General features: G+C 42.5%; 13 protein-coding genes. All 13 read right to left on the bottom strand.

What is annotated here, in order from left to right; translation table 11 throughout:
• Positions 1 to 60 precede the first annotated feature (60 nt).
• Positions 61 to 1449, bottom strand: coding sequence for a thioredoxin family protein (locus F1644_RS10040; RefSeq protein WP_118303870.1), 1389 nt, complete (start codon positions 1447 to 1449; stop codon positions 61 to 63).
• Between the two features lie 15 nt (positions 1450 to 1464).
• Positions 1465 to 2583, bottom strand: a complete 1119-nt coding sequence (locus F1644_RS10045; RefSeq protein ID WP_087421458.1) for a TlpA disulfide reductase family protein — start codon at positions 2581 to 2583, stop codon at positions 1465 to 1467.
• 46 nt (positions 2584 to 2629) lie between these two features.
• Complete coding sequence (locus F1644_RS10050; protein ID WP_087421457.1) at positions 2630 to 3871, bottom strand: thioredoxin family protein; 1242 nt, start codon at positions 3869 to 3871, stop codon at positions 2630 to 2632.
• 26 nt (positions 3872 to 3897) lie between these two features.
• A complete protein-coding gene (locus tag F1644_RS10055) occupies positions 3898 to 5304 on the bottom strand; it encodes a thioredoxin family protein (RefSeq protein WP_087421456.1) in 1407 nt (468 codons plus the stop codon).
• 12 nt (positions 5305 to 5316) lie between these two features.
• Positions 5317 to 6780, bottom strand: a complete 1464-nt coding sequence (locus tag F1644_RS10060) for a hypothetical protein (RefSeq protein ID WP_147344453.1) — start codon at positions 6778 to 6780, stop codon at positions 5317 to 5319.
• Positions 6781 to 6792: 12 nt separating this feature from the next.
• Positions 6793 to 7758 carry a glutaredoxin family protein gene (locus F1644_RS10065; protein ID WP_118303866.1) on the bottom strand — a complete coding sequence of 322 codons (966 nt, stop codon included), beginning with the start codon at positions 7756 to 7758 and terminating at the stop codon, positions 6793 to 6795.
• 23 nt (positions 7759 to 7781) lie between these two features.
• Positions 7782 to 8741: a hypothetical protein gene (locus F1644_RS10070; protein ID WP_118303864.1), complete on the bottom strand. Its 960-nt coding sequence runs from the start codon at positions 8739 to 8741 to the stop codon at positions 7782 to 7784.
• 21 nt (positions 8742 to 8762) lie between these two features.
• Positions 8763 to 10367, bottom strand: coding sequence for a RagB/SusD family nutrient uptake outer membrane protein (locus F1644_RS10075; RefSeq protein ID WP_118303862.1), 1605 nt, complete (start codon positions 10365 to 10367; stop codon positions 8763 to 8765).
• 12 nt (positions 10368 to 10379) lie between these two features.
• A complete protein-coding gene (locus F1644_RS10080) occupies positions 10380 to 13946 on the bottom strand; it encodes a SusC/RagA family TonB-linked outer membrane protein (protein ID WP_118303860.1) in 3567 nt (1188 codons plus the stop codon).
• A 108-nt stretch (positions 13947 to 14054) separates the two neighbouring features.
• Positions 14055 to 15218, bottom strand: a complete 1164-nt coding sequence (locus F1644_RS10085; protein WP_118303858.1) for a FecR family protein — start codon at positions 15216 to 15218, stop codon at positions 14055 to 14057.
• A gap of 105 nt (positions 15219 to 15323) precedes the next feature.
• Positions 15324 to 15893 (bottom strand): RNA polymerase sigma factor, encoded by a 570-nt coding sequence (locus tag F1644_RS10090; RefSeq protein ID WP_118303856.1) that lies wholly within the window; start codon positions 15891 to 15893, stop codon positions 15324 to 15326.
• Positions 15894 to 16036: 143 nt separating this feature from the next.
• Positions 16037 to 18628, bottom strand: coding sequence for an ATP-dependent chaperone ClpB (gene clpB / locus F1644_RS10095; protein WP_118303855.1), 2592 nt, complete (start codon positions 18626 to 18628; stop codon positions 16037 to 16039).
• Positions 18629 to 18845: 217 nt separating this feature from the next.
• Positions 18846 to 19901 carry an S-methyl-5-thioribose-1-phosphate isomerase gene (gene mtnA, locus F1644_RS10100; protein ID WP_118303853.1) on the bottom strand — a complete coding sequence of 352 codons (1056 nt, stop codon included), beginning with the start codon at positions 19899 to 19901 and terminating at the stop codon, positions 18846 to 18848.
• Between the last annotated feature and the right edge of the window lie 19 nt (positions 19902 to 19920).

The raw sequence follows: 19920 nt of genomic DNA on the forward strand, positions 1-19920 counted from the left end.
TCACTTTTTGGAGGCAGTTCTGTACTATACTACAATAGCCTATTTCAAATAAAACACATGCTACATTTTTTCCACACGTTCCTTTACAGATTGAATATCCTTCGGCTCAGCATCACTTAGCGAGTTATTTTTAATAACTTCCAACACATCAATCAAGAGCCTCTTCGCCCCCTGTTTGTCCCCGATCTCTTCCATGAGATCCGCACATCCCCAAGCCGTCGCCGGAGTTCGATCCAACTGATAAGCATAATTTACCCAATCGATACATTTCTTTTTCTCTCCTACATTCTGCTGATCGGTAATCTTCCAGTAATGACGGGTAGCACTGATCACGAAAGAGGACAATAGTTTATACTTCACCCCGCCAAACAAACTCGCCATACCCATCGTCTTCTTTATACTCACAATCGCGGTTGAATCATTCTTCATTTTAGCTGAATCAATCAGCATCTTAAAATGCTGGTTTGTTATCTCTTCCGTTTTTCTCAGGGAATCAATGCTATTCTCTTGCTGCTGGGCAATCATATACTCGTTCATCAACGTCTTGAATTTATCGTCCAGACGGTTGTTCGAATAGAAATCCAAACGCAACTGCTCTGCCGGAAGATAAGATTTACCGCCACCCATCATGGCAGACATTCCATTCTCCAGATTTCCCAACCCGGCCTTCACGCCAAGAATTCCTTCTAACGCCTTTTCATCCTTCTCTTTCACGCAAGTGGCAAAACAAGCGCTCAAGCTCTTCATCACGGATGCATTCAAACGATTACCCAACTTCTTGTTTTCGCCCTCGACCTTCTTGATGCCCTTCACCAAACGATCAAAAAGAACCGGATCAAAAGTAGAAATATTACCTATATTACTCACGTTCTCCTCCAACAACAACTCCCCATCAGAGAGGCATTTCAAGTACTCGTTCAGGACAATGCCACCGCCTGCCCCGGACTCTTTCAATAAAGCATAATACTCTCCTAGGAAAACTTTTCCCCGTTTTCCTTGTTCGTATTCCTTCTCCATTGCCGCAATACGGGGAGCCAGCGCGTACAAACGCACAGCTTTCTCTCCTTCAGCGATAAGTTTATCGGCTGTACGGACTCCCATAAACTTATACACCAACTCGCCTGCAGCATTCACGAAAACCAACGTCGGGTAAGCCGAAACCTCGTACTTACCCGCTAGTTCCGGTCCTTCACCTTTCTCCGCGTCAATCTTGTAATTGACGAAATTTTTGTTGAAGTAATCCCCCACGACCTGCTGGGGAAAAGTCTCCGCAGCCATTTTCTTACAAGGACCGCACCACGTCGTGTACAGGTCTACAAAGATCAGTTTATTCTCCTGTTTTGCTTTCTGTAAAACCTCTTTCCAGCTACCGGTTTCGAACTGAATCCCCTGTGAAAAAACATTCCATGAGAAAAGCAAAACGACTATTGTTAAAAATATTCTTCTCATTATTTCTATCAATCGTTATTCTCCAAATTGTTCTGCAACTTTTTCCATCAACAGATCTCCCCGCAATTTGGTAGCGACAATTTTCCCTTCCTTGTCAATCAATAACATAGCCGGAACCCCGCTCACGTTATACAATTTTGCCACCGGACAACTCCATCCCTTCAAGGAAGAAACATGTCCCCAATTCAAATCGTTCTTTTCAATCGCATTTACCCAATTATCCTTTTTATCATCCAGTGACACGCTCAGTATTTCAAATCCTTTATCATGAAACTTGTCATATACTTTCTTCACATTGGGAACTTCACGCAAGCAAGGACCGCACCAGGATGCCCAGAAATCAAGCAAAACGATCTTCCCACGATAATCAGATAAAGAAACATCCTTTCCGTCCGGAGCTTGTAAGGTGAAATCCGGGGCAACACTACCGATGGATGTTTTTTTAATATTATCTATTGATGTTTTCAATTTACGTCCTAAATAAGCATTTTTGATACGGGGAGTCAAACCTTCATACATTTTTTCAACTTCCGCCAAATCTCTATCCTTGATCACGAAATTATTAATAATCAACGCAGTTGCATGGCAATCGGGATAATTTGTAACCAAGCTGTCAATCGTCCGCACGGTTTTCTCCTTCATAGCCGTATACATCTGTATTAAAGAGTCCTGCATGGCAGCACTCGTATTCTCATCTCTACCCATGAAGGAAAGTCCCAGCATCATCAACATCTCATCCCGCTGTGCTAACAGCATTGTTTTAAAAATATCCTGCTCCACGCTCCCCGATATTTCTGCTCTGACATTCTCAATCTCTTTTCCCTTGACCGTTTTTTTCACGGTTATGCATTTTACATGAATTGGAATAGAGTCCAAAATAACGATATTCGTACTACCATTTATTTCCAAAATCCGCTCATCCACGTCTCCAAGCGGCTTTTGCATTTTAAAACTACCGTTTGCCACGATAGCGGAATCCAATATCTCATATTTTTTGTCTCCCAAGTCCTTTTTTAAATAGACTACTTTTCCATCTCCACCTTCCCACTCTCCTTGAATGGTATAAGTTGTCTCTTGTTTGGCACACCCCATGAACAACAAGCCTATCAATAATCCACTGATAATTTTTCTCATACTTCCGGAATTATTTTAACATTTTTAAATCAAGTATCGTTTATATTTATTCTGATTTTTTCAAAAATGACTCGAACTCTTTCGCTTTCTCGGCTCTGATTTTCTCGTCCATCTTTTTGAATTCTTTTGCCTTTGCATTATTGCCAAGTTTAGCATGCAAAACAGAAAGAGTTCCGTAATAATTAGATTTTAGTTTAGCACTTCCCTTATCTTCTTCTTTCTGCAAACCTTCAATTAAAACCAAGTACTTCTCTATTATGCCCTTATCTTGACAATATGCCACAAGGTATCGAGCCGTTTCATCCAAATCACGATCAGAATAACCCAAAGCCTTGATGTCACGATACATCATCTGGCTTTCGTATACTTCATTCCACTTTTGAGCCAACTCCAATTCATAAATCTTTATTTTGGCACGATACGTTTCTGCACGTTTCAAATTCCCGCGGTCAATCAAACGTAACAAAGTATCTATTTTTCCTTGCTCGGCAACCAAACGCAAGGGAACCCCATTCTCATCAAATTTAATTTCAACCACTCGATCTACTGCTTTTTCCAGCGCCCAACTTAATTGTCTCTCCACGTTATAGCGATCAAATTTCACTTTATGAGCCAAACGGTCTATATTGAAAATCACGTAGTCAAATTGCGGAGAATAAGGGTTTTTGATAAAAGCCCCCACAAAATCCCAGATTTCTTTTTCCTGCAATTTTTCCACAGGTATCGTATTCATGTAATCAAGTACGATTTTCTCGATGTCATCTTTCAAGAAGGCTCCTTCCAACGCGGCAACATATTCTTTCAGAAACGCCAAGTCCCGTTCTCCTGCCTCGTACCTATCACGACAAGCAAACAAACTTTTACCTTCCTTACCCGCTTTCATCCCGGCAATCAATACATCTGCCTCTTGGAATCCCGCCATTTGATGCATAACTTTTCCTTCCTTATTAATTAACAAGAGTGTCGGGAAACCAATAATATTGGATTTATATTGTTTATACAGATCTTTCCCCACACCCTTTTCCATATCGTATTTCACGTTGATGAAATTCGCGTTAAAAAAGTCGCCCACGTCTTTGCGAGTAAAAATATCTTTGGCTAAAGCCTTGCACGGGCCACACCAAGAGGTATAGCAATCCATAAAGATATATTTGTCCTGCTCTTGAGCCATTTTCAAGACATTTTCCCATTTCTCGCCTTCGATAAAACGAATCCCGTCTCCGGCCGACTGCCCGAACGAAAACAAGGCCAAACATAAAAATTGTACTATAAATCCAATCTTTTTCATAATCAATCCTATTTACAAATATGCTATTATTTTAATTCATCCAATTTTGCCTGACAAGCTTTCACGTCACTCTCTTCGACCCCGGCCGCTGAACTTCCATCTTTCAATCCCAAGGTCAAAACTTCTTTCGCTTGTTCCTTTTTATCCAAGGCCAATAACTTATCGGCCACGTATGCCGCCGTCTTTGCGGAAGGGCTCAACTGATGTAAAAACACGTACCAACCGGCAACCCGATCCTTGTATGCCGCATCTTTCTCTCCTGTATATATCTCCTCGTAACGTTCCACGTTCTCAACCATACTCGTTGAAGTATAGTAATCATCGATACTTGAAAAAGCGAACATCATCGCGTTCAGTTTTCTCGCTGCCTGATATTCCTCTTCATTCCCACTTTCTTTTGCCTCTTTCAACTTAGCCTCCATGGCCTTTAGCATGGCAATTTTCTCCTTATGAGTTTCCTCATATTTTTTCTGAAGTTCCGCTATATAACTGATAAAAAGCTGATTAAACTTATCCAGTTTCTTTTTAGCCGAATAATAATTTAAACGTAGTAATTCAGAAGGGATATAGATATTTCCTCCCCCCAATGAAGCCGCCGTGGCACTATCCTTACCTCCCGTCGCCTTAAATAAACGATCTTTCAAAGCCAGCACTTCCTCAAAGTTTTCCTCTTGATCGGCTTGTGCCGTCTTTTGAACGCTAGCACTCAAGAAAGTACAAATCGCTTTATTCACGGCAGTAGAATGTTTTTTGTCCTTCGCCGGATTGACAGCCTCCGCACAAGCCGCATCCACCAAGCGGTTGGCTAATTTCTTGTCGAAAACCGTGATTTTGGCAATACGAGGAACATTGACAGAATCCAATAAATGAGCATCGTCCACCAATGCAAAATAATCAAGTAATACATCGCTACAATCCAATCCGGATTTGTCTTTCAATATAAAATACTGATTCAAAAATTCTTTATCCCGGTTGCCTTCCTCGTATTTTTTCATGTATTTCTTCAATTCCGGTTGTGCGGCAAACGCATCCACGGCCTTCTCGCCTTCCTTGATAAACATATCCACGGTTTTACCGCCCAGGAAACGATAAACCAATTCCCCGTCCCCATTAACAAAAAGGAACGTGGGATAAGCAGATACTCCAAATGTTTTCGCAACCATTTTCCCGTCTTCACTCTTTTCTGCATCCAATTGCAAATTCAAAAAATGAGCGTTATAATATTCGCCGACTTTAGCTTGCGGGAATACATTATCCGCCATGTGCTTACAAGGTCCACACCATGAGGTATATATATCTATAAATACCAGTTTATTCTGTTTTTTCGCCATTTCCAGTACCTCTGCATAACGCCCCTTTTGGAAGTCGATCCCCTGTGAAAACACGGTTAAACCAGTGATTAAAATCGTCACTAACAATACTAATTTTTTCATCTTACAATCCCTTTAGTTTATGTCCAATACTATTGTATATTTTTTATTCCTCTCAAAATCACAATTATAAAGCAACAAGAAATCCTCTGCCACGGCAACTTCCCATTTCTGTCCCCCCGCCAAACACGGGTTATTTACACGTTTCGGGAAATAATAGGCAAACGGAATATCCGTCACGTGTTCCTGTTTCAATTTTCCTCCTCTCATCAATCCTCCGTCAAAATATTCATTGGTCGTGATCGTCACGAAACATTGTTTCCCTTTTATCTTGAAATCTACACGGAATCCTAATGGTTTCGGATTTTGCATCTTTACATCCCAAGCCGGATCGCCATACAAAACAACTACATCCCGGTCATGTACAAATCCCATCTGGTCTTTCGTCGGCTGCTGACCCGTCACCGCCTTGAATTGTTTTTCAAACATCTCCCTCTCCCCAAAATCTATTTCCGAAAAAGGATAATTTACGGTCAACATTTTCGGATGCCACTCGTTTTCCGTCCTCAACATATCCTGCTGGTTCAGATAAACGGCCTGCGCCAAGGTCAACCGCCCGGCATTGGCAACCCAGTATTTCAAACCTCCCCAACCGTTCCGGCCATACCAAGTTGTAACGACATATCCCACCATGGAAGTTGCATCCATTCCGCTCAACCAAGCCACAGCCATACTCTCCGGGTCATTGTCAATATTCCCGATCAGACAGTTACCCGCCGCAAAATAAACTCTCGGGTGAGCCGTCCCTTCCAAAAACTCAGGAGTCATGAAGTCGGCATACAACCGCCCTCCCCGTGGTTTCAGATTACCAACCGTAAATGGCATTTCAAGATTTTTCTCGGTTGCGTGTGAAGAGGTTACCAGCAAATCGGGATCAATTTCTTTATATTTCTCTACCCATTTATTCAGTATTTCCCATTTATTGATCTGCTCATTCTTCACTTCCCCGTTGCGGGTTGTCTTCTCGCCCCAACCGCCGGGTGTTCCCCCGTCATTCATAAATGCAAAACGATCAAAATATTTTCCACCGCTCAATTCTGCCGTCGTGTTCAATGCTGTATGAATCACAAAAGGTTTAGCGCTCCCCTCGACCATTCGCATAGCATCTGTAGCTGAATACCCCGTGATAATTCCCCACAAGTAATCCGCATAAATATCATCATCTATTTCCCGACTCAAACGATGCCCTTCCATGGCAAACTCCCGATTGAGGTTTTCCGGTTTTTCCACCACTGCCACGTAACGGGGAGTTAAACGCCGTAACTCCGCCAACAATTCTCGCGGCTGTTTGTCGTAATATAACACGGTTGCTTTATGTCTTTTAGCTAAAGCCTCTACCACTTTCATCCATTCCCCGTCAGCCTGAACCTTTTTCGAGGTAACAACCACATAGTCACGAACCTGTTGAGCTTTTACCCCCAATAAATTACAAGTCGTAAACAGCCAAACGGCAAACATTACAACTATCCGTTTTTTCATCATATTTCCAGATTAATTAGACTGAGTTGCTTTAAACAAATCCTTATACCGTTCCATCCGCTCCGCTTCTATGGCATCCCCCATCTTTTTATATTTATCAGCGTTACCCCTATCGCCCACAAGAGCATACAAACGACCTAACAAGTTATAATAATTGGTCGAACCACCCTCCGCCTTCTCCTGTTCACTTATCCTCAACACGAATGACAAGACGCTGTCAATTAAATTCTTATTCAAATTTCTTTCAGAAAGGAGGGTCAAAACTGCTACAATATATTCACCCCGAACATCTGTCATGTGCAAGTTCGCAGCTACTTCCAAGTCTCGAAACACCTGTTCGTTATCTCCTGTATGCAAAGCTTTAATAATAGCGAGTTTTAAACGCATTCCATCCTGTCCCAATAATTGCCCTTTATTTACCAGATACGTCAATCGTTCCAGTTTTAATGAATCATACAATGGCCAAACATACCGTTCATCCTGGAAATGAGGCTCGCATTGTTTCTCGATCTCTTTGTTCAAATTTCGACTCAACACCATCAATACCTCATATCTCTTATCAATCTCATTATCCCCACTAACCCCACTTCCCAATCCTTTGAAAAGTCTCTTCAAACGTGCAGCCTTATCCTCCGGAGCGGAGCTTTCTTCCCGATCCCATTTCATTTTTTTCACAGCATAAATGCCATACTCAAAAACATTGGAATAAGGGTCTGCAAATACATATTTATTTAATAGCAAGTAAGTATCCTTATCTTCCACCTGCAACACCGGACACCGAGACATATATTCCTTTATCACCTGTTCTGCCTCTTTTCCCTTTCTCGCATCCTCCAAGGCCTCCACGTATTCCTTCACGACCTTAATGTCACGCTTGTTTACCGTGTATTTCTCTTTCAAACTTTCTAGGTCAGTTTGTGCAGATGCTGCTAAGCAGCATCCGACACAAACCAATATCATGATTGTCTTTCTCAACATATCTCTTATATTATACAGACGAATCACTTTTTCAGATTCTTAAAATAATCAGCACCCACCGGATCATTAGGACAATTAGCATTTTGCATCGCTTCAAGATCCATTGACAATACCCGTTGTAGATAAGGGATCAACGCAACAGCCCTCTCCAACATACGGGGGAATACCTCAAAATTATAATCCAACTCTGTCTTTGTCGTGGCCGTCAAGAAAGAAATATAATCAGCTAAATCCATTTGTTGACCAGGCACTTTTATAGTCTCAACCTGAAAGCCAGTCGGTTGTGAACGAACATAACCATTCGAACGGAATATATAAACATTGGGGGAATATTTGCCTGCCGGATCTTCTGGCCAAGGAGCTAATATCATTATCTCCTCTTTTCCATTGGCTTTCTTCATGCGTAAGTTAAAAAAATCATCTGGTTGCTCCGTTGCTCCCAAATACAAGCGCGAAATCAACAAACTTGACAACTCCGCTTTCCACTTATCCCAGTCCTCATCCGTAAAATTATTCATTCTATCCCCAATACCAGCGAGAATAATACAATCTCCATTATCTAAGTAAATATCCACCACCTTGTCCGGATTATAATCATAATCATTACAAAGCGAATCACACAAAAACGTACGTACAAACCAACTTCCTTGTACCAAACTTTTATCTAACCCCACGAATATTCCATCCTGTATATGGTTAATAATTTTCCGAATCACTTCAGTGTTCTCTTCTTTTACTGGAGTATACCATTTGTTAAAATAACCACTCCAATTCGTTACCTGAAAAGCATAGGGTTCAAATTTATACAAATAATACATACCCCACTCTTCCCAAGTATTATAAATCAACTCATCCACCGAACCAGGTTCCCCCTTCGTCAAACCATATAACGGACCGGCTAACTCGGGATTTACCTTAACCTCCTCGGAACAGGAAATCCCTAGGAACAAGATCATTATCAAATATATTGTAATCTTTTTCATACTTTACAAATTTTAATATCACTATTCGGGTTTAATCAAATTGCGCTCATTATCATAACATCCATTGTTATAATCAAGTTCACTGCGAGGAATTGAAAGCACATAATTTTTACTTCCTTGCGGCAAAGTATAGGTTTCGTATTTATCCCAACTCGAATACCACTTGTGTTTCAATTCCGGCATCCCCTGTCTTCGCAAATCCCAAAAACGCATGGCCTCCTCGAAACAAAGTTCCCGACGCCGCTCTTCCCAGATAAACTTCAACAAAGCTTGTCCATTCGAAAAATCCGCTGACGTTTTTTCCACATACACTTTCGGGTCCAAACGACACCGCCGTAAATTATTCAACAAATCAAGAGCATCACTCGTCACTTCATTATTCTTACGTGTATAGGCCTCCGCCAGATTCAACATTACCTCCACACTCCGCCAATTCTCATGGAGAAGATTTTCGCTCGGTTTTGTGGATGTTGAACCCGACATTTGACGATATTTTATCGGATAATAATACTTGTACTTATAGGGTCTATCTTCTTCCCACATACTTTCTGCCTTTTTAGCCGGAATGTCCTTTAAGAAATAAGCTTTTTTCCGTAAATCTCCCTCTTCATAAGAGCGAATCAATGACGCATCCGTATTATGTGAAGGTCTGAATCCCAATCCGAAAAGCTCTCCCGAGGTTGACAAATATTGATACGGAGAATAACTAGAGGTTCCGAATGTAAAAACGACTTCCTTATTTATAGTTCCATCCATCATTGTAAATATCTTATTACTAAGACCTTTCTCCGTTCCGAATAACGTTGTATCTTGATCGTTCAGATTCAAAATAATGGAATTCTGAGCCAAAAACAATTTACCGGTTCGGATAACCTCATCCCAATTTTCTTGGAATAAAGCAATACGAGAAGCTAGCAACAGGATCGCCGGTTCAGAAAGCCGGTGTATATTCCCGTCAAACGTGGCAACTTTAATATATTTCTCCGCATTCTCAATATCCTCGTTAATCAAATCATACACCTCCCGAATGGATGAACGTCTTCTAGCAGCTATATCTATTTGCGGTTCCGTCCGGATAACCACTCCCGGCTCATCCAAGTTCTCTTTAGACCAAGGTAAAGCGTATGAATTCACCAAACACCAGTAATGATAAGCTCTCATCGCATAAGCTTGGGCTGCAAGAAAATTATAACTTCCCGAATCGGCCTCCACGTACACCATTTCAGGCAACGCATCTATAACCAAGTTACAAGCCAAAATATTCCCGTAACGACGCTCCCAAAAATTATCCGCATAACTCTTTATATCTCGTTCCCACTTGTAAGGTTCTTCGCCTTCTCCCACGCTAAAAGCATCCACGGAATTTTTATCCCGGGTATCATTATTTTCATCATCCGGATCCAATTCCAGTTGTCCCATCTCCACATCGTCGGTCATCAAATATAACCAAGCCACCTCGTCATCAAAATTTCGGGGAAAACCTTCTCTATACAACATCGGTAAAAACTCTTCCACTTTCCCGGGAATCAACAAATCTCCCGAATCCTCTTTCAAATAATCGTCACACCCAGTGAACAAAAGTATCCCTAAAAGCCAGTAGGTATATATCTTTACAAATCTTTTCATAATCACTTCCTATTAAAATGAAACATTAATACCCAAACTATAAGAAGGTAATATCGGAATATTCGCTTCCGGAGTCTCCGGATCAAGCCCCTTCCAATCCTTATGCGCCCACACGAACAAATTCGAAGCCTGGAAACGAATCATCATAGAAGATATTCCCATTCCCTTCAATAATTTCTCAGGCATGATGTAGCTTAACCCCACAGAACGTAAACGTAAGAAATCAGCCTTCGCCACGCGGAAATCCGACAAATCATAGAAATAGGTACACTCTTCAGCAGCACCCCGATCCTCGGCTGAAACATTACGTTCAAAATCCGAAGCTACTCGATCATTATACAGAACAGGCACATCCGTGTATTTTTCATCACCGGGTTTTCTCCACCTTTTTTTCCAATTCGTAGATACATTGGCAACCGGATTCAATGCAGAATTTTTATCGGCATACACACTCGGTAAACGTTTCACTCCACCCAAATTATACGTGAAACCCACGGATAGCGATAAACGTTTATCAAAAGTCAACTGCGTGTCGAACCCTCCGGAAAGATCCGGATAAATGGACCCGCTTTTCACCAGTTCCATGCGCTTCGGGTCAGCTGTATGCCACAATTTACCATCTTTCCCGTAGAATAATGGATACCCGTTTTCACTAGACAATCCCCCATAACGGAAAGAGTACATTGAACCTAACTTCTCACCCTTAATCGCTAAATTACCATCCAACATTTTATTAATGACCTCCAAATCGCTGTATAATTCATCGTTTGCCAAGGTCACCTCACTTGTATTTCTTCCGAAGTTTACGTTAAACCTCCAATTCAACTTCTTTCTTTGAATGATCTCCACGCTCAAATTACCTTCAAATCCTTGGTTATCCATCTCTCCTGCATTCATGTACAAACGTGATTTTCCATTAGATGTTGCCACTGTTTTTTCCATGATCAAATCTTCCGTATGTTTTTTATACACGTCCAAACTACCTGAAAGCCTTCCATTCCAAAAAGAAAAGTCTGCTGCAACGTTCCAAGAGGTCGTTTTCTCCCATCTCAAATCTGGATTAGGTAAACGGTATATCGTTGACTGTTCCAAGTTACTTGTTGTATTACGATCTCCTACTTCCAAAATCAAATTAGGAGTAGCATCATCATGAATATTTCCTTGGATACCGTAACTACCTCTTACAGATACAAAATGTCCGTTTTGAGCAAATCGAGCCATGAAACCTTCATTCGTCAATAGCCATTTACCCGCAATGGACCATGTAGGTAACCACCTATATTTCGGGTTACTCCCAAATTTATTGGCCCCATCCGAACGAATATTGAAATTCATCACGTAACGATTGTTATAAGTGTACGTGGCCGAACCAAAAAATGAAGCCACTCTCGAAATCGAGTTCGTATTCGTTGGAAGCATTCTATCAATATAATTGTTTACAAAATTGTCTGTATGCACTGGCATAAATCGTTCTCCATAAGTAGGAGTCCAACCATACCCCGTCGAACGTACCCCCTCGTACTTCGTTCCTCGCAACTCAGAACCAACAATTATATTCATATCATGAACATCAGCCAAAACCTTAACATAGCTCAAACCATTTCTCACAGTATACCCTGTCTTCACCGTATTTCCCTGCTCCAAAACACCTCCGTATGGTAGAGGAGATTTCCAATATTCATCATCATTTTCATCATATTGCTTGTAATCATAGGTACGAATGGAAGCAACACTACTAGATTCCTCTGTTTTCCAATCCCGCTGATTCGTCGATGAATTATGATAAGAAAAAGTTCCTTGATAAGATAGTCCATCATACAACTTTACATTCAAATTTAACAACGCGTTAAAATCATTCGATTTACTCTCCTTACCTGTTTCTGCCAACTCGTTCAACACGTTATACAAGTATTTTGAATCTTTCTTGTAAAAGTGATATTTCCCATTTTCCTCGTATGGCTGCACTGTCCGAGAAGTATTATACGCATAACTAAACGGGTTTACAACAGAATAACCTTCATTCTTCGTCGTGCTGAAATCAATTTTCGCCATAAAATTTACATACTTACCCACGGATGCATCCACACGAGCTAAAGTAGTGAAACGCTCGCTAACAGAACCTTTTGCAGCTCCTTGATTATTATTATAACCAGCAGAGAAATAATACTTTGTTGCCTCAGAACCTCCATTAATACTCAAATTATGCGAATGAGTTACCGCATTACGGAATAACACATCAAACCAATCTGTATTACGCTTCGCCATCTCCTCTGACCGAAGTGCAAACTCCTCTTTCGACATCCGACGATTAACCAACTCGTTCAATAGTCCCTCGTAAGAATCATCCGGATCCAACGATATATTTGAACTATATGATAATCCTTGCTCGAAAATATCCTTGGACAATTGCATACGTTCCGCAGAATTCATACGATCAAAATTCCGGTAAGAAGGACGTTCGTTTAGTACCACTTCACCATGATACGAAACCGTGGGCTTGCCAACTGTTCCTTTTTTCGTCGTCAACACGATCACCCCATTCGCAGCCTTTACTCCATAAATCGCCGTGGCAGAAGCATCTTTCAAAACCGTAATGGACTCTATATCCTGCGGACTAATTCCCGAAATAGCATTACCTACTAAATATTCGGCATCTTCACTATTCAACTCCGAGGCTGTAATCGGAACATCTTGTTCCAAAATCACTCCATCAACCACCCATACAGGAGCTTTGTTACCGTTAATCGTTGAAGTACCCCGAATACGAATTTTAGGCGTAGCACTCGGCTCTCCCGAAGTATTCATAACCATCAATCCGGGGACTTGTCCCTGCAACATTTGATCAATAGAAGCAGCTCCCGCCATATATATATCATCGGTTTTCACTACCGAAACCGCACTGGCTGACTCTCTCCGATTTAATGTCTGATACCCGGTCACAACAACCTCATCCATATCCACCGCAGAATACTTCATTACGACATGCAAAGAATCCTGTCCCTGCCAAGTAATTACCTTTTGCTCCATCCCCACAAAAGAGAAAAGTAATTTTTGCCCGACTTTATTTTCAATCATCATCCGGAATAAACCGTTCACATCCGATGCCACACCACGAGTTGTTCCTTCCACAACAACAGAAACTCCCGGAAGAGGCATCCCATCCGTGTCGACCACTTTTCCCTTAATCAATTTTAGCTTAACATCATCCTTTTTTTGTGCAGACGGCTTAACAATTACCACTCCCTCTGCATACTCATAACTAAAAGGCAAACCCTCGAAAATACGATCCAACGCTTTCTCGAAAGGTTCATTCGTCAGAACCATATTGAGTTTCACGTTCAAACTTGCAATCTCTTCCTCGTTAAACACGAAATAAACTCCTGTCTGATTCTTCAACTCTTTAATAGTCTCCCTGAGACTTGCATTCTCTAATTTCAACGTCACAGATTGTGACGATACACTGGCTATCGCCGTAAAAGAGAAGAACATAGTCAAAAGCAAAGTCAATCTCATTGCTAAATAAATTTTTCCCCTCGCATTTTCAGGCGAGGCTTGTGTAGAATTTCGTCTTTTTTTCATACATTTGGATACTTTGATTAATAAACGTAGCCTTTTGCCGAAGGCTGCTATTAAATTTTCAACATAGAACGGGGAATGCTGGAAACATTTCCCGTTTTTATGTTTCTTCTATTGCATCACTGAAGTTATTGTCACATTTCTTCCATTGATAATAAATTTTACGTTAGTTGTTTTTTCTATCATATCTAGCACGCCATTTAGATCTTCATACTTCCGCACCACTCCGGTAAAACGACGCTTTTTATATTCTGATGCCGAAAAAGTAAATTGTACATCATACCATCGAGCCAATTGCACCACAATATCATCCAATTCCATATTCTCGTACTCAAATATTCCCCGCACCCACGAGGTGTACAAAGAAAGTTCCACGGCTCGCTGGCTGATTGTTCCGGAATATTGATCTACCACGGCCTGATATCCCGGTTTTAATACCGCATAATTATCTCCGGAGGTTACTTGCACGGCACCCTGCTCCAAAGTTGTCAGAATTCCTTCATTTTCCGGATAAGCTGAAATACAGAATTTCGTTCCCAACACTCGCACGCTCACATCATTTACCCGCACGATAAAAGGTTTATTTTCGTCATGCCGCACGTCAAAATACACTTCCCCCTCAGCAAGCACCTCTCGCATATCTCCCGTAAAACGAGTAGGGAATGTTAATCGCGAAGATGAATTCAACCATACCATGGTGCCATCTGCCAACGTGAAATGATATTCCCCTCCAACCGGAGCCGAAATGGTGTGATATACTGGTTTCTCTTCTATCTCGTCATTTACCTCCACGTTATCATATCGCAATTCATTCTTTTTGTCTTTCAAAACAGTCGCCCCGTACTGCCCGATTACCTCTTGTAAATTATCTTGTGTCAAATCGACTTGTATCCCATCAGCCACGATTAGAGTCGCTTTCGTTCCTCCGGCATGCACCTTCGCCAATACGGGAGACATCTCTTCTGATTCCGGAGTATAAAAGAATACAAATGATAAAGCGAACAAGATCACAACAGAAGCTGCTACAACAACTTGAATACATCGTTGCTTTCTTCTGCGAGCCCGAATTTTTTCCTGTACACGTTTCAATGAATCAGGAGCCCCCTTGCTTGAACAAGCAACCATTTGATACTCACGCACCATTTTCACTCCCTCCATAAAAAGTTGTTTGTTTTCCTCCGCCTCATCCATCCACGCTCGCAACTCCCGTTCCTCGCTCTTATCCAAAAGTCCGGAGCAATAATCACCAATCCAGTGCCAAATTTTATTGTTCATCTCAATCTCTTTTATATTATATACCGGAAGATTGAAAAAGAGATGACAACTTTTTTAGGAAAAATTGCAGGAAAAATAATTTTAACAAAATGAAGGAGTAAAAATTTATCGCAGAATAATAAAAAACAACGCCAAAGCGTTTCCACCCAACTCTTCTTTTAACTGCTTCAATGCCCTGTAATACATCGTTTTCACGGTATTCACGGTTATCCCAAAACGATCGCCCACTTGCTGGTAGGTCAGGTTATCCAACACCACGGCTTTAAATATTTCTTTTGTCTTTTCCGGCAAAGCCTCCACCCGGGCATATACCTTATCACGCAATCGAGCAAACTCGCTCTCATCATACTCTGCCAATTCTTCTAAAAACTGATCCACATACTTCTCCACGTCGTCAAACATGATCCTTCCCCGACGTGTCGCAAACTTTGAGGCAGCCTTGGCTACTGCCCCGAAAAGATAAGAACGAACGGAACCGGAAAAAACAGTTCGTTTCTTGTTCATCCAGAAAGAAACAAACACCTCCTGCACAATATCCTCTACATCATCCGCATTCGAAACAAACCGCAACGCATACACACACAATGCCCGATAATAATTATCAAAAAGCATATTCAGACAGACCTCATTTCCTGCCTCCAGTTCGTGTACAATTTCCGATTCGCTATATACCATACAAAAATCTAAATCGACAATTATGATTCATGCAAAGATAGACATTCTCGCCAAGAATCAAAATTATCGACATATTACTAACCCACAAAAAAGTAGGCCGTTTCAAAAGAAAAACGACCTACCTCATATGATTTTAAGAATCCTTATTTATTTTCGAAAATGATCTTGTCATCCTTCACGTCTACCACGATACGGCTATCTTTGGAGACTTCCTCTGCAAGAATCTGTTTTGACAAATCATTTAACAATGTACGTTGAATAACCCGTTTTACGGGACGAGCGCCAAACTGCGGATCATACCCGGCATCTGCCAGCCATTGAACAGCCTTGTCGGTAATCTCGATGGCAATACCATTGTTTTCCAACATCTTCTTTACGCCATTGAATTGCAAACGTACAATATCCACGATTTCCGACTTCTTCAACGGGGCAAACATGATGATCTCGTCGATACGGTTCAAGAACTCCGGCCGAATCGTCTGTTTCAACATCTCGTACACCTCGTGATTCGTCTTGTCAAGTACCTCATCCCGGTTATTCTCATCGATGCCTTTCAAACGTTCCTGAATGATATGCGCACCGATATTCGAAGTCATGATGATAATCGTATTTTTGAAATCGACTACCCGACCTTTATTATCAGTTAAACGCCCGTCATCCAGCACTTGCAACAAGATGTTGAACACGTCGGGGTGAGCCTTCTCAATCTCGTCCAGCAATACCACGGAATAGGGTTTCCGACGAACAGCCTCCGTCAACTGACCACCTTCATCATATCCCACGTACCCCGGAGGCGCCCCGATCAACCGGGAAACAGAATGACGCTCCTGGTACTCGGACATATCAATACGGGTCATCAAGGATTCATCGTCAAACAGGAACTCTGCCAATGCCTTTGCCAACTCGGTCTTACCGACACCCGTGGTTCCGAGGAAGATAAACGAACCGATAGGACGTTTCGCATCCTGCAATCCTGCACGGTTACGACGAACGGCATCTGCCAGTGCCGTAATGGCCATTTCCTGACCGACTACCCGTTTGTGCAACTCGTCTTCCAAGTGTAATAATTTCTGACGCTCGCTCTGCATCATCCGGCTCACCGGAATGCCCGTCCACTTGGACACGACAGCCGCGATATCATCTTCCGTCACCTCTTCCCGAATCAACGACTCTCCATGTTTCATATCCGCCAGCTTGGCCTTCACCTCTTCAATACGACGCTCGGCCTCCTTAATCTTACCGTAACGAATCTCGGCAACCTTTCCGTAATCGCCTTCCCGCTCGGCCCGGTCTGCCTCGAAACGGTACTGTTCAATCGCATCCTTATTCTTCTGGATCTCGTCAATCAAAGAACGCTCAGACTCCCATTGGGCTCGCAATTTCGTACGCTCTTGATTCAAATCGGCCAAATCTTTCTGGATCTCGTCCAGTTTCTTACTTTTCCCTTCCCGCTTAATCGCCTCTTTCTCGATTTCCAACTGTTTGATCTTACGGTCCAGTTCATCAATCTCCTCCGGCACGGAATTCATCTCCAAACGCAGACGGGCAGCCGCCTCATCTACCAAGTCGATAGCTTTATCCGGCAAGAATCGATCCGAAATATACCTGTGAGATAACTCCACGGATGCAATGATGGCATCATCCGTGATCCGTACCTTATGGTGATTCTCGTAACGCTCCTTCAATCCCCGCATGATACTGATCGCGCTCATCACGTCCGGTTCGTCAATCATCACTTTCTGGAAACGACGCTCCAAGGCTTTATCCTGTTCAAAATATTTCTGGTACTCGTTCAACGTGGTTGCACCGATAGCCCTTAGATCACCACGAGCCAAAGCGGGTTTCAATATATTCGCCGCATCCATTGCCCCGTCAGACTTTCCAGCCCCCACCAAGGTATGAATCTCATCGATAAACAGGATAATTTCTCCTTCTGAAGACAACACCTCGTTCACAACCGATTTCAAACGTTCCTCGAATTCTCCTTTATACTTTGCCCCCGCGATCAAGGCTCCCATATCCAGCGAGTAAATACTCTTGGATGCCAGATTTGAAGGCACATCCCCGTTCACGATACGCTGTGCCAATCCCTCGGCAATAGCCGTTTTACCAACACCCGGCTCTCCGATTAAAATCGGGTTATTTTTTGTTCTCCGGGACAATATCTGTAATACCCGACGGATTTCATCATCTCGTCCGATTACAGGATCCAGCTTACCGTTCCGGGCTCTTTCATTCAAATTGATGGCATACCTCCCCAGCGCATCATAATTATCTTCTGCCGACTGAGAATTTACTTTCGACCCCTTCCGCAACTCGTCAATCGCCGCACGGGTTTCCTTCTCGGTCATTCCCGCATCCTTCAACATACCGGAAACCGGATCCTTCACTGATAATAATCCCAATAAAATATGTTCCAAAGAAACATACTGGTCACCCATCTCTCCCGCCAACGTCGTGGCTTTCTCCAACACCTTATTAGCCTCGTCGGACAAATAGGGAGAACCTCCCGACACTTTCGGGTATCCATCCACGATTCGATCCAAAGCTGCCAAGACATTCCGGCTATTTACACCCAACTTGTTAAAAATAAAGTTCGTGATGTTCTCGCCTTTCTCGATCACGCCTCTCAACAGATGACCTGTTTCGATGGCTTGCTGACCTTTTGCCTGCGCAAGTTGCACGGCTGACTGCACGGCCTCTTGCGACTTAATTGTATAATTGTTCATGTTCATAGTCTCATTTTCTCCTTTCTGCCTTCAATTTTACAAAGTATATACCGAAACTCTTATCCAAAAGTTTCATCTGGACAAAATGAAAAAACATTTCAACCTATAACATTAACAATCAATAAAAAAACGAACTATTGATTTTCGTTTTCTAAAACAAGAGGCATTACAAATATGTCATTTTGTCTTCATGTTTTACAAATTACATGACAAAATGACTTAATTATTTACATTCTTTCCATCCCCGGAATGTGTCACTAAACGGAGGATAAGCGATCCCTTTCTCCGTGATAATGGCAGTGATCAACTCGGCAGGAGTCACGTCAAAGGCGGGATTATACACGTGAATCCCCTCGGGTGCAATTCTTCGAGCATACCATTTCTCGGTCACCTCTGCCGGATCACGTTCCTCAATTTTAATCTCTTTGCCCGTGGGACAATCCATATCAATGGTAGACGTCGGCCCCAGCACGTAAAACGGAATCCCATAATATTTAGCCAACACGGCTACCCCCGAAGTACCGATTTTATTTGCCGTGTCTCCATTGGCAGCCACCCGGTCACACCCAACCAGCACGGCCTGCACCCATCCCTGTTTCATCACCGAAGAGGCCATATTATCACATATCAAGGTTACATCCACTCCCGCTTTCTGCAATTCGAAGGCCGTCAACCTCGCCCCTTGCAATAACGGGCGGGTTTCATCGGCAAAAACCGAAAAACCGAATCCTTGTTCCTGTCCCAAATAAATCGGGGCCAAAGCCGTACCGTATTCAGAAACCGCCAGATGCCCCGCGTTACAATGCGTGAGCAAGCCCATTCCCGGTTTCAACAGCGACAATCCATGTTCTCCAATTTTCCGGCACGCCGCCGCATCTTCTTTCCGAATCGCCTCGGCCTCTTCCCGCAAGACTTGTTTCAAAACTTCCACCCCCGCACCTTGACATTTCAACAACGCAACTTCCATTCGCTCCAATGCCGTAAATAAATTTACCGCCGTAGGCCGGGAAGATGCCAGATAATTCTTCACCCTTGCAAACTCCCGGTAGAAATCATCAACCTCGTCCACCTTTTGCATACACACAGAAATCCCGTAAGCGGCAGCCACCCCGATGGCAGGCGCACCCCTTACCTTTAACAAATAAATGGCCTCCCAAATTTCCTCCGGAGTTTTCAACGCCAAATAAACTTCCCGTTCCGGAAGTTGCGTCTGGTCAATAATCACCAACGCACCCAGCTCATAATCCGCACGTGCGGTCACGATCGTAAACAAATCCATGTTGAAAATAGTTTTTCGC

Origin of the sequence: Butyricimonas paravirosa (genome assembly GCF_032878955.1) — a bacterium.
Lineage (GTDB): Bacteria > Bacteroidota > Bacteroidia > Bacteroidales > Marinifilaceae > Butyricimonas > Butyricimonas paravirosa.

Coding starts and splice junctions, on each gene's coding strand:
- F1644_RS10075 (WP_118303862.1), bottom strand. CDS start 10,367: ATGAAAAGATTTGTAAAGATATATACCTACTGGCTTTTAGGGATACTT.
- F1644_RS10085 (WP_118303858.1), bottom strand. CDS start 15,218: ATGAACAATAAAATTTGGCACTGGATTGGTGATTATTGCTCCGGACTT.
- F1644_RS10070 (WP_118303864.1), bottom strand. CDS start 8,741: ATGAAAAAGATTACAATATATTTGATAATGATCTTGTTCCTAGGGATT.
- mtnA (WP_118303853.1), bottom strand. CDS start 19,901: ATGGATTTGTTTACGATCGTGACCGCACGTGCGGATTATGAGCTGGGT.
- F1644_RS10090 (WP_118303856.1), bottom strand. CDS start 15,893: ATGGTATATAGCGAATCGGAAATTGTACACGAACTGGAGGCAGGAAAT.
- F1644_RS10065 (WP_118303866.1), bottom strand. CDS start 7,758: ATGTTGAGAAAGACAATCATGATATTGGTTTGTGTCGGATGCTGCTTA.
- F1644_RS10055 (WP_087421456.1), bottom strand. CDS start 5,304: ATGAAAAAATTAGTATTGTTAGTGACGATTTTAATCACTGGTTTAACC.
- F1644_RS10060 (WP_147344453.1), bottom strand. CDS start 6,780: ATGAAAAAACGGATAGTTGTAATGTTTGCCGTTTGGCTGTTTACGACT.
- F1644_RS10040 (WP_118303870.1), bottom strand. CDS start 1,449: ATGAGAAGAATATTTTTAACAATAGTCGTTTTGCTTTTCTCATGGAAT.
- F1644_RS10050 (WP_087421457.1), bottom strand. CDS start 3,871: ATGAAAAAGATTGGATTTATAGTACAATTTTTATGTTTGGCCTTGTTT.
- F1644_RS10045 (WP_087421458.1), bottom strand. CDS start 2,583: ATGAGAAAAATTATCAGTGGATTATTGATAGGCTTGTTGTTCATGGGG.
- F1644_RS10080 (WP_118303860.1), bottom strand. CDS start 13,946: ATGAAAAAAAGACGAAATTCTACACAAGCCTCGCCTGAAAATGCGAGG.
- clpB (WP_118303855.1), bottom strand. CDS start 18,628: ATGAACATGAACAATTATACAATTAAGTCGCAAGAGGCCGTGCAGTCA.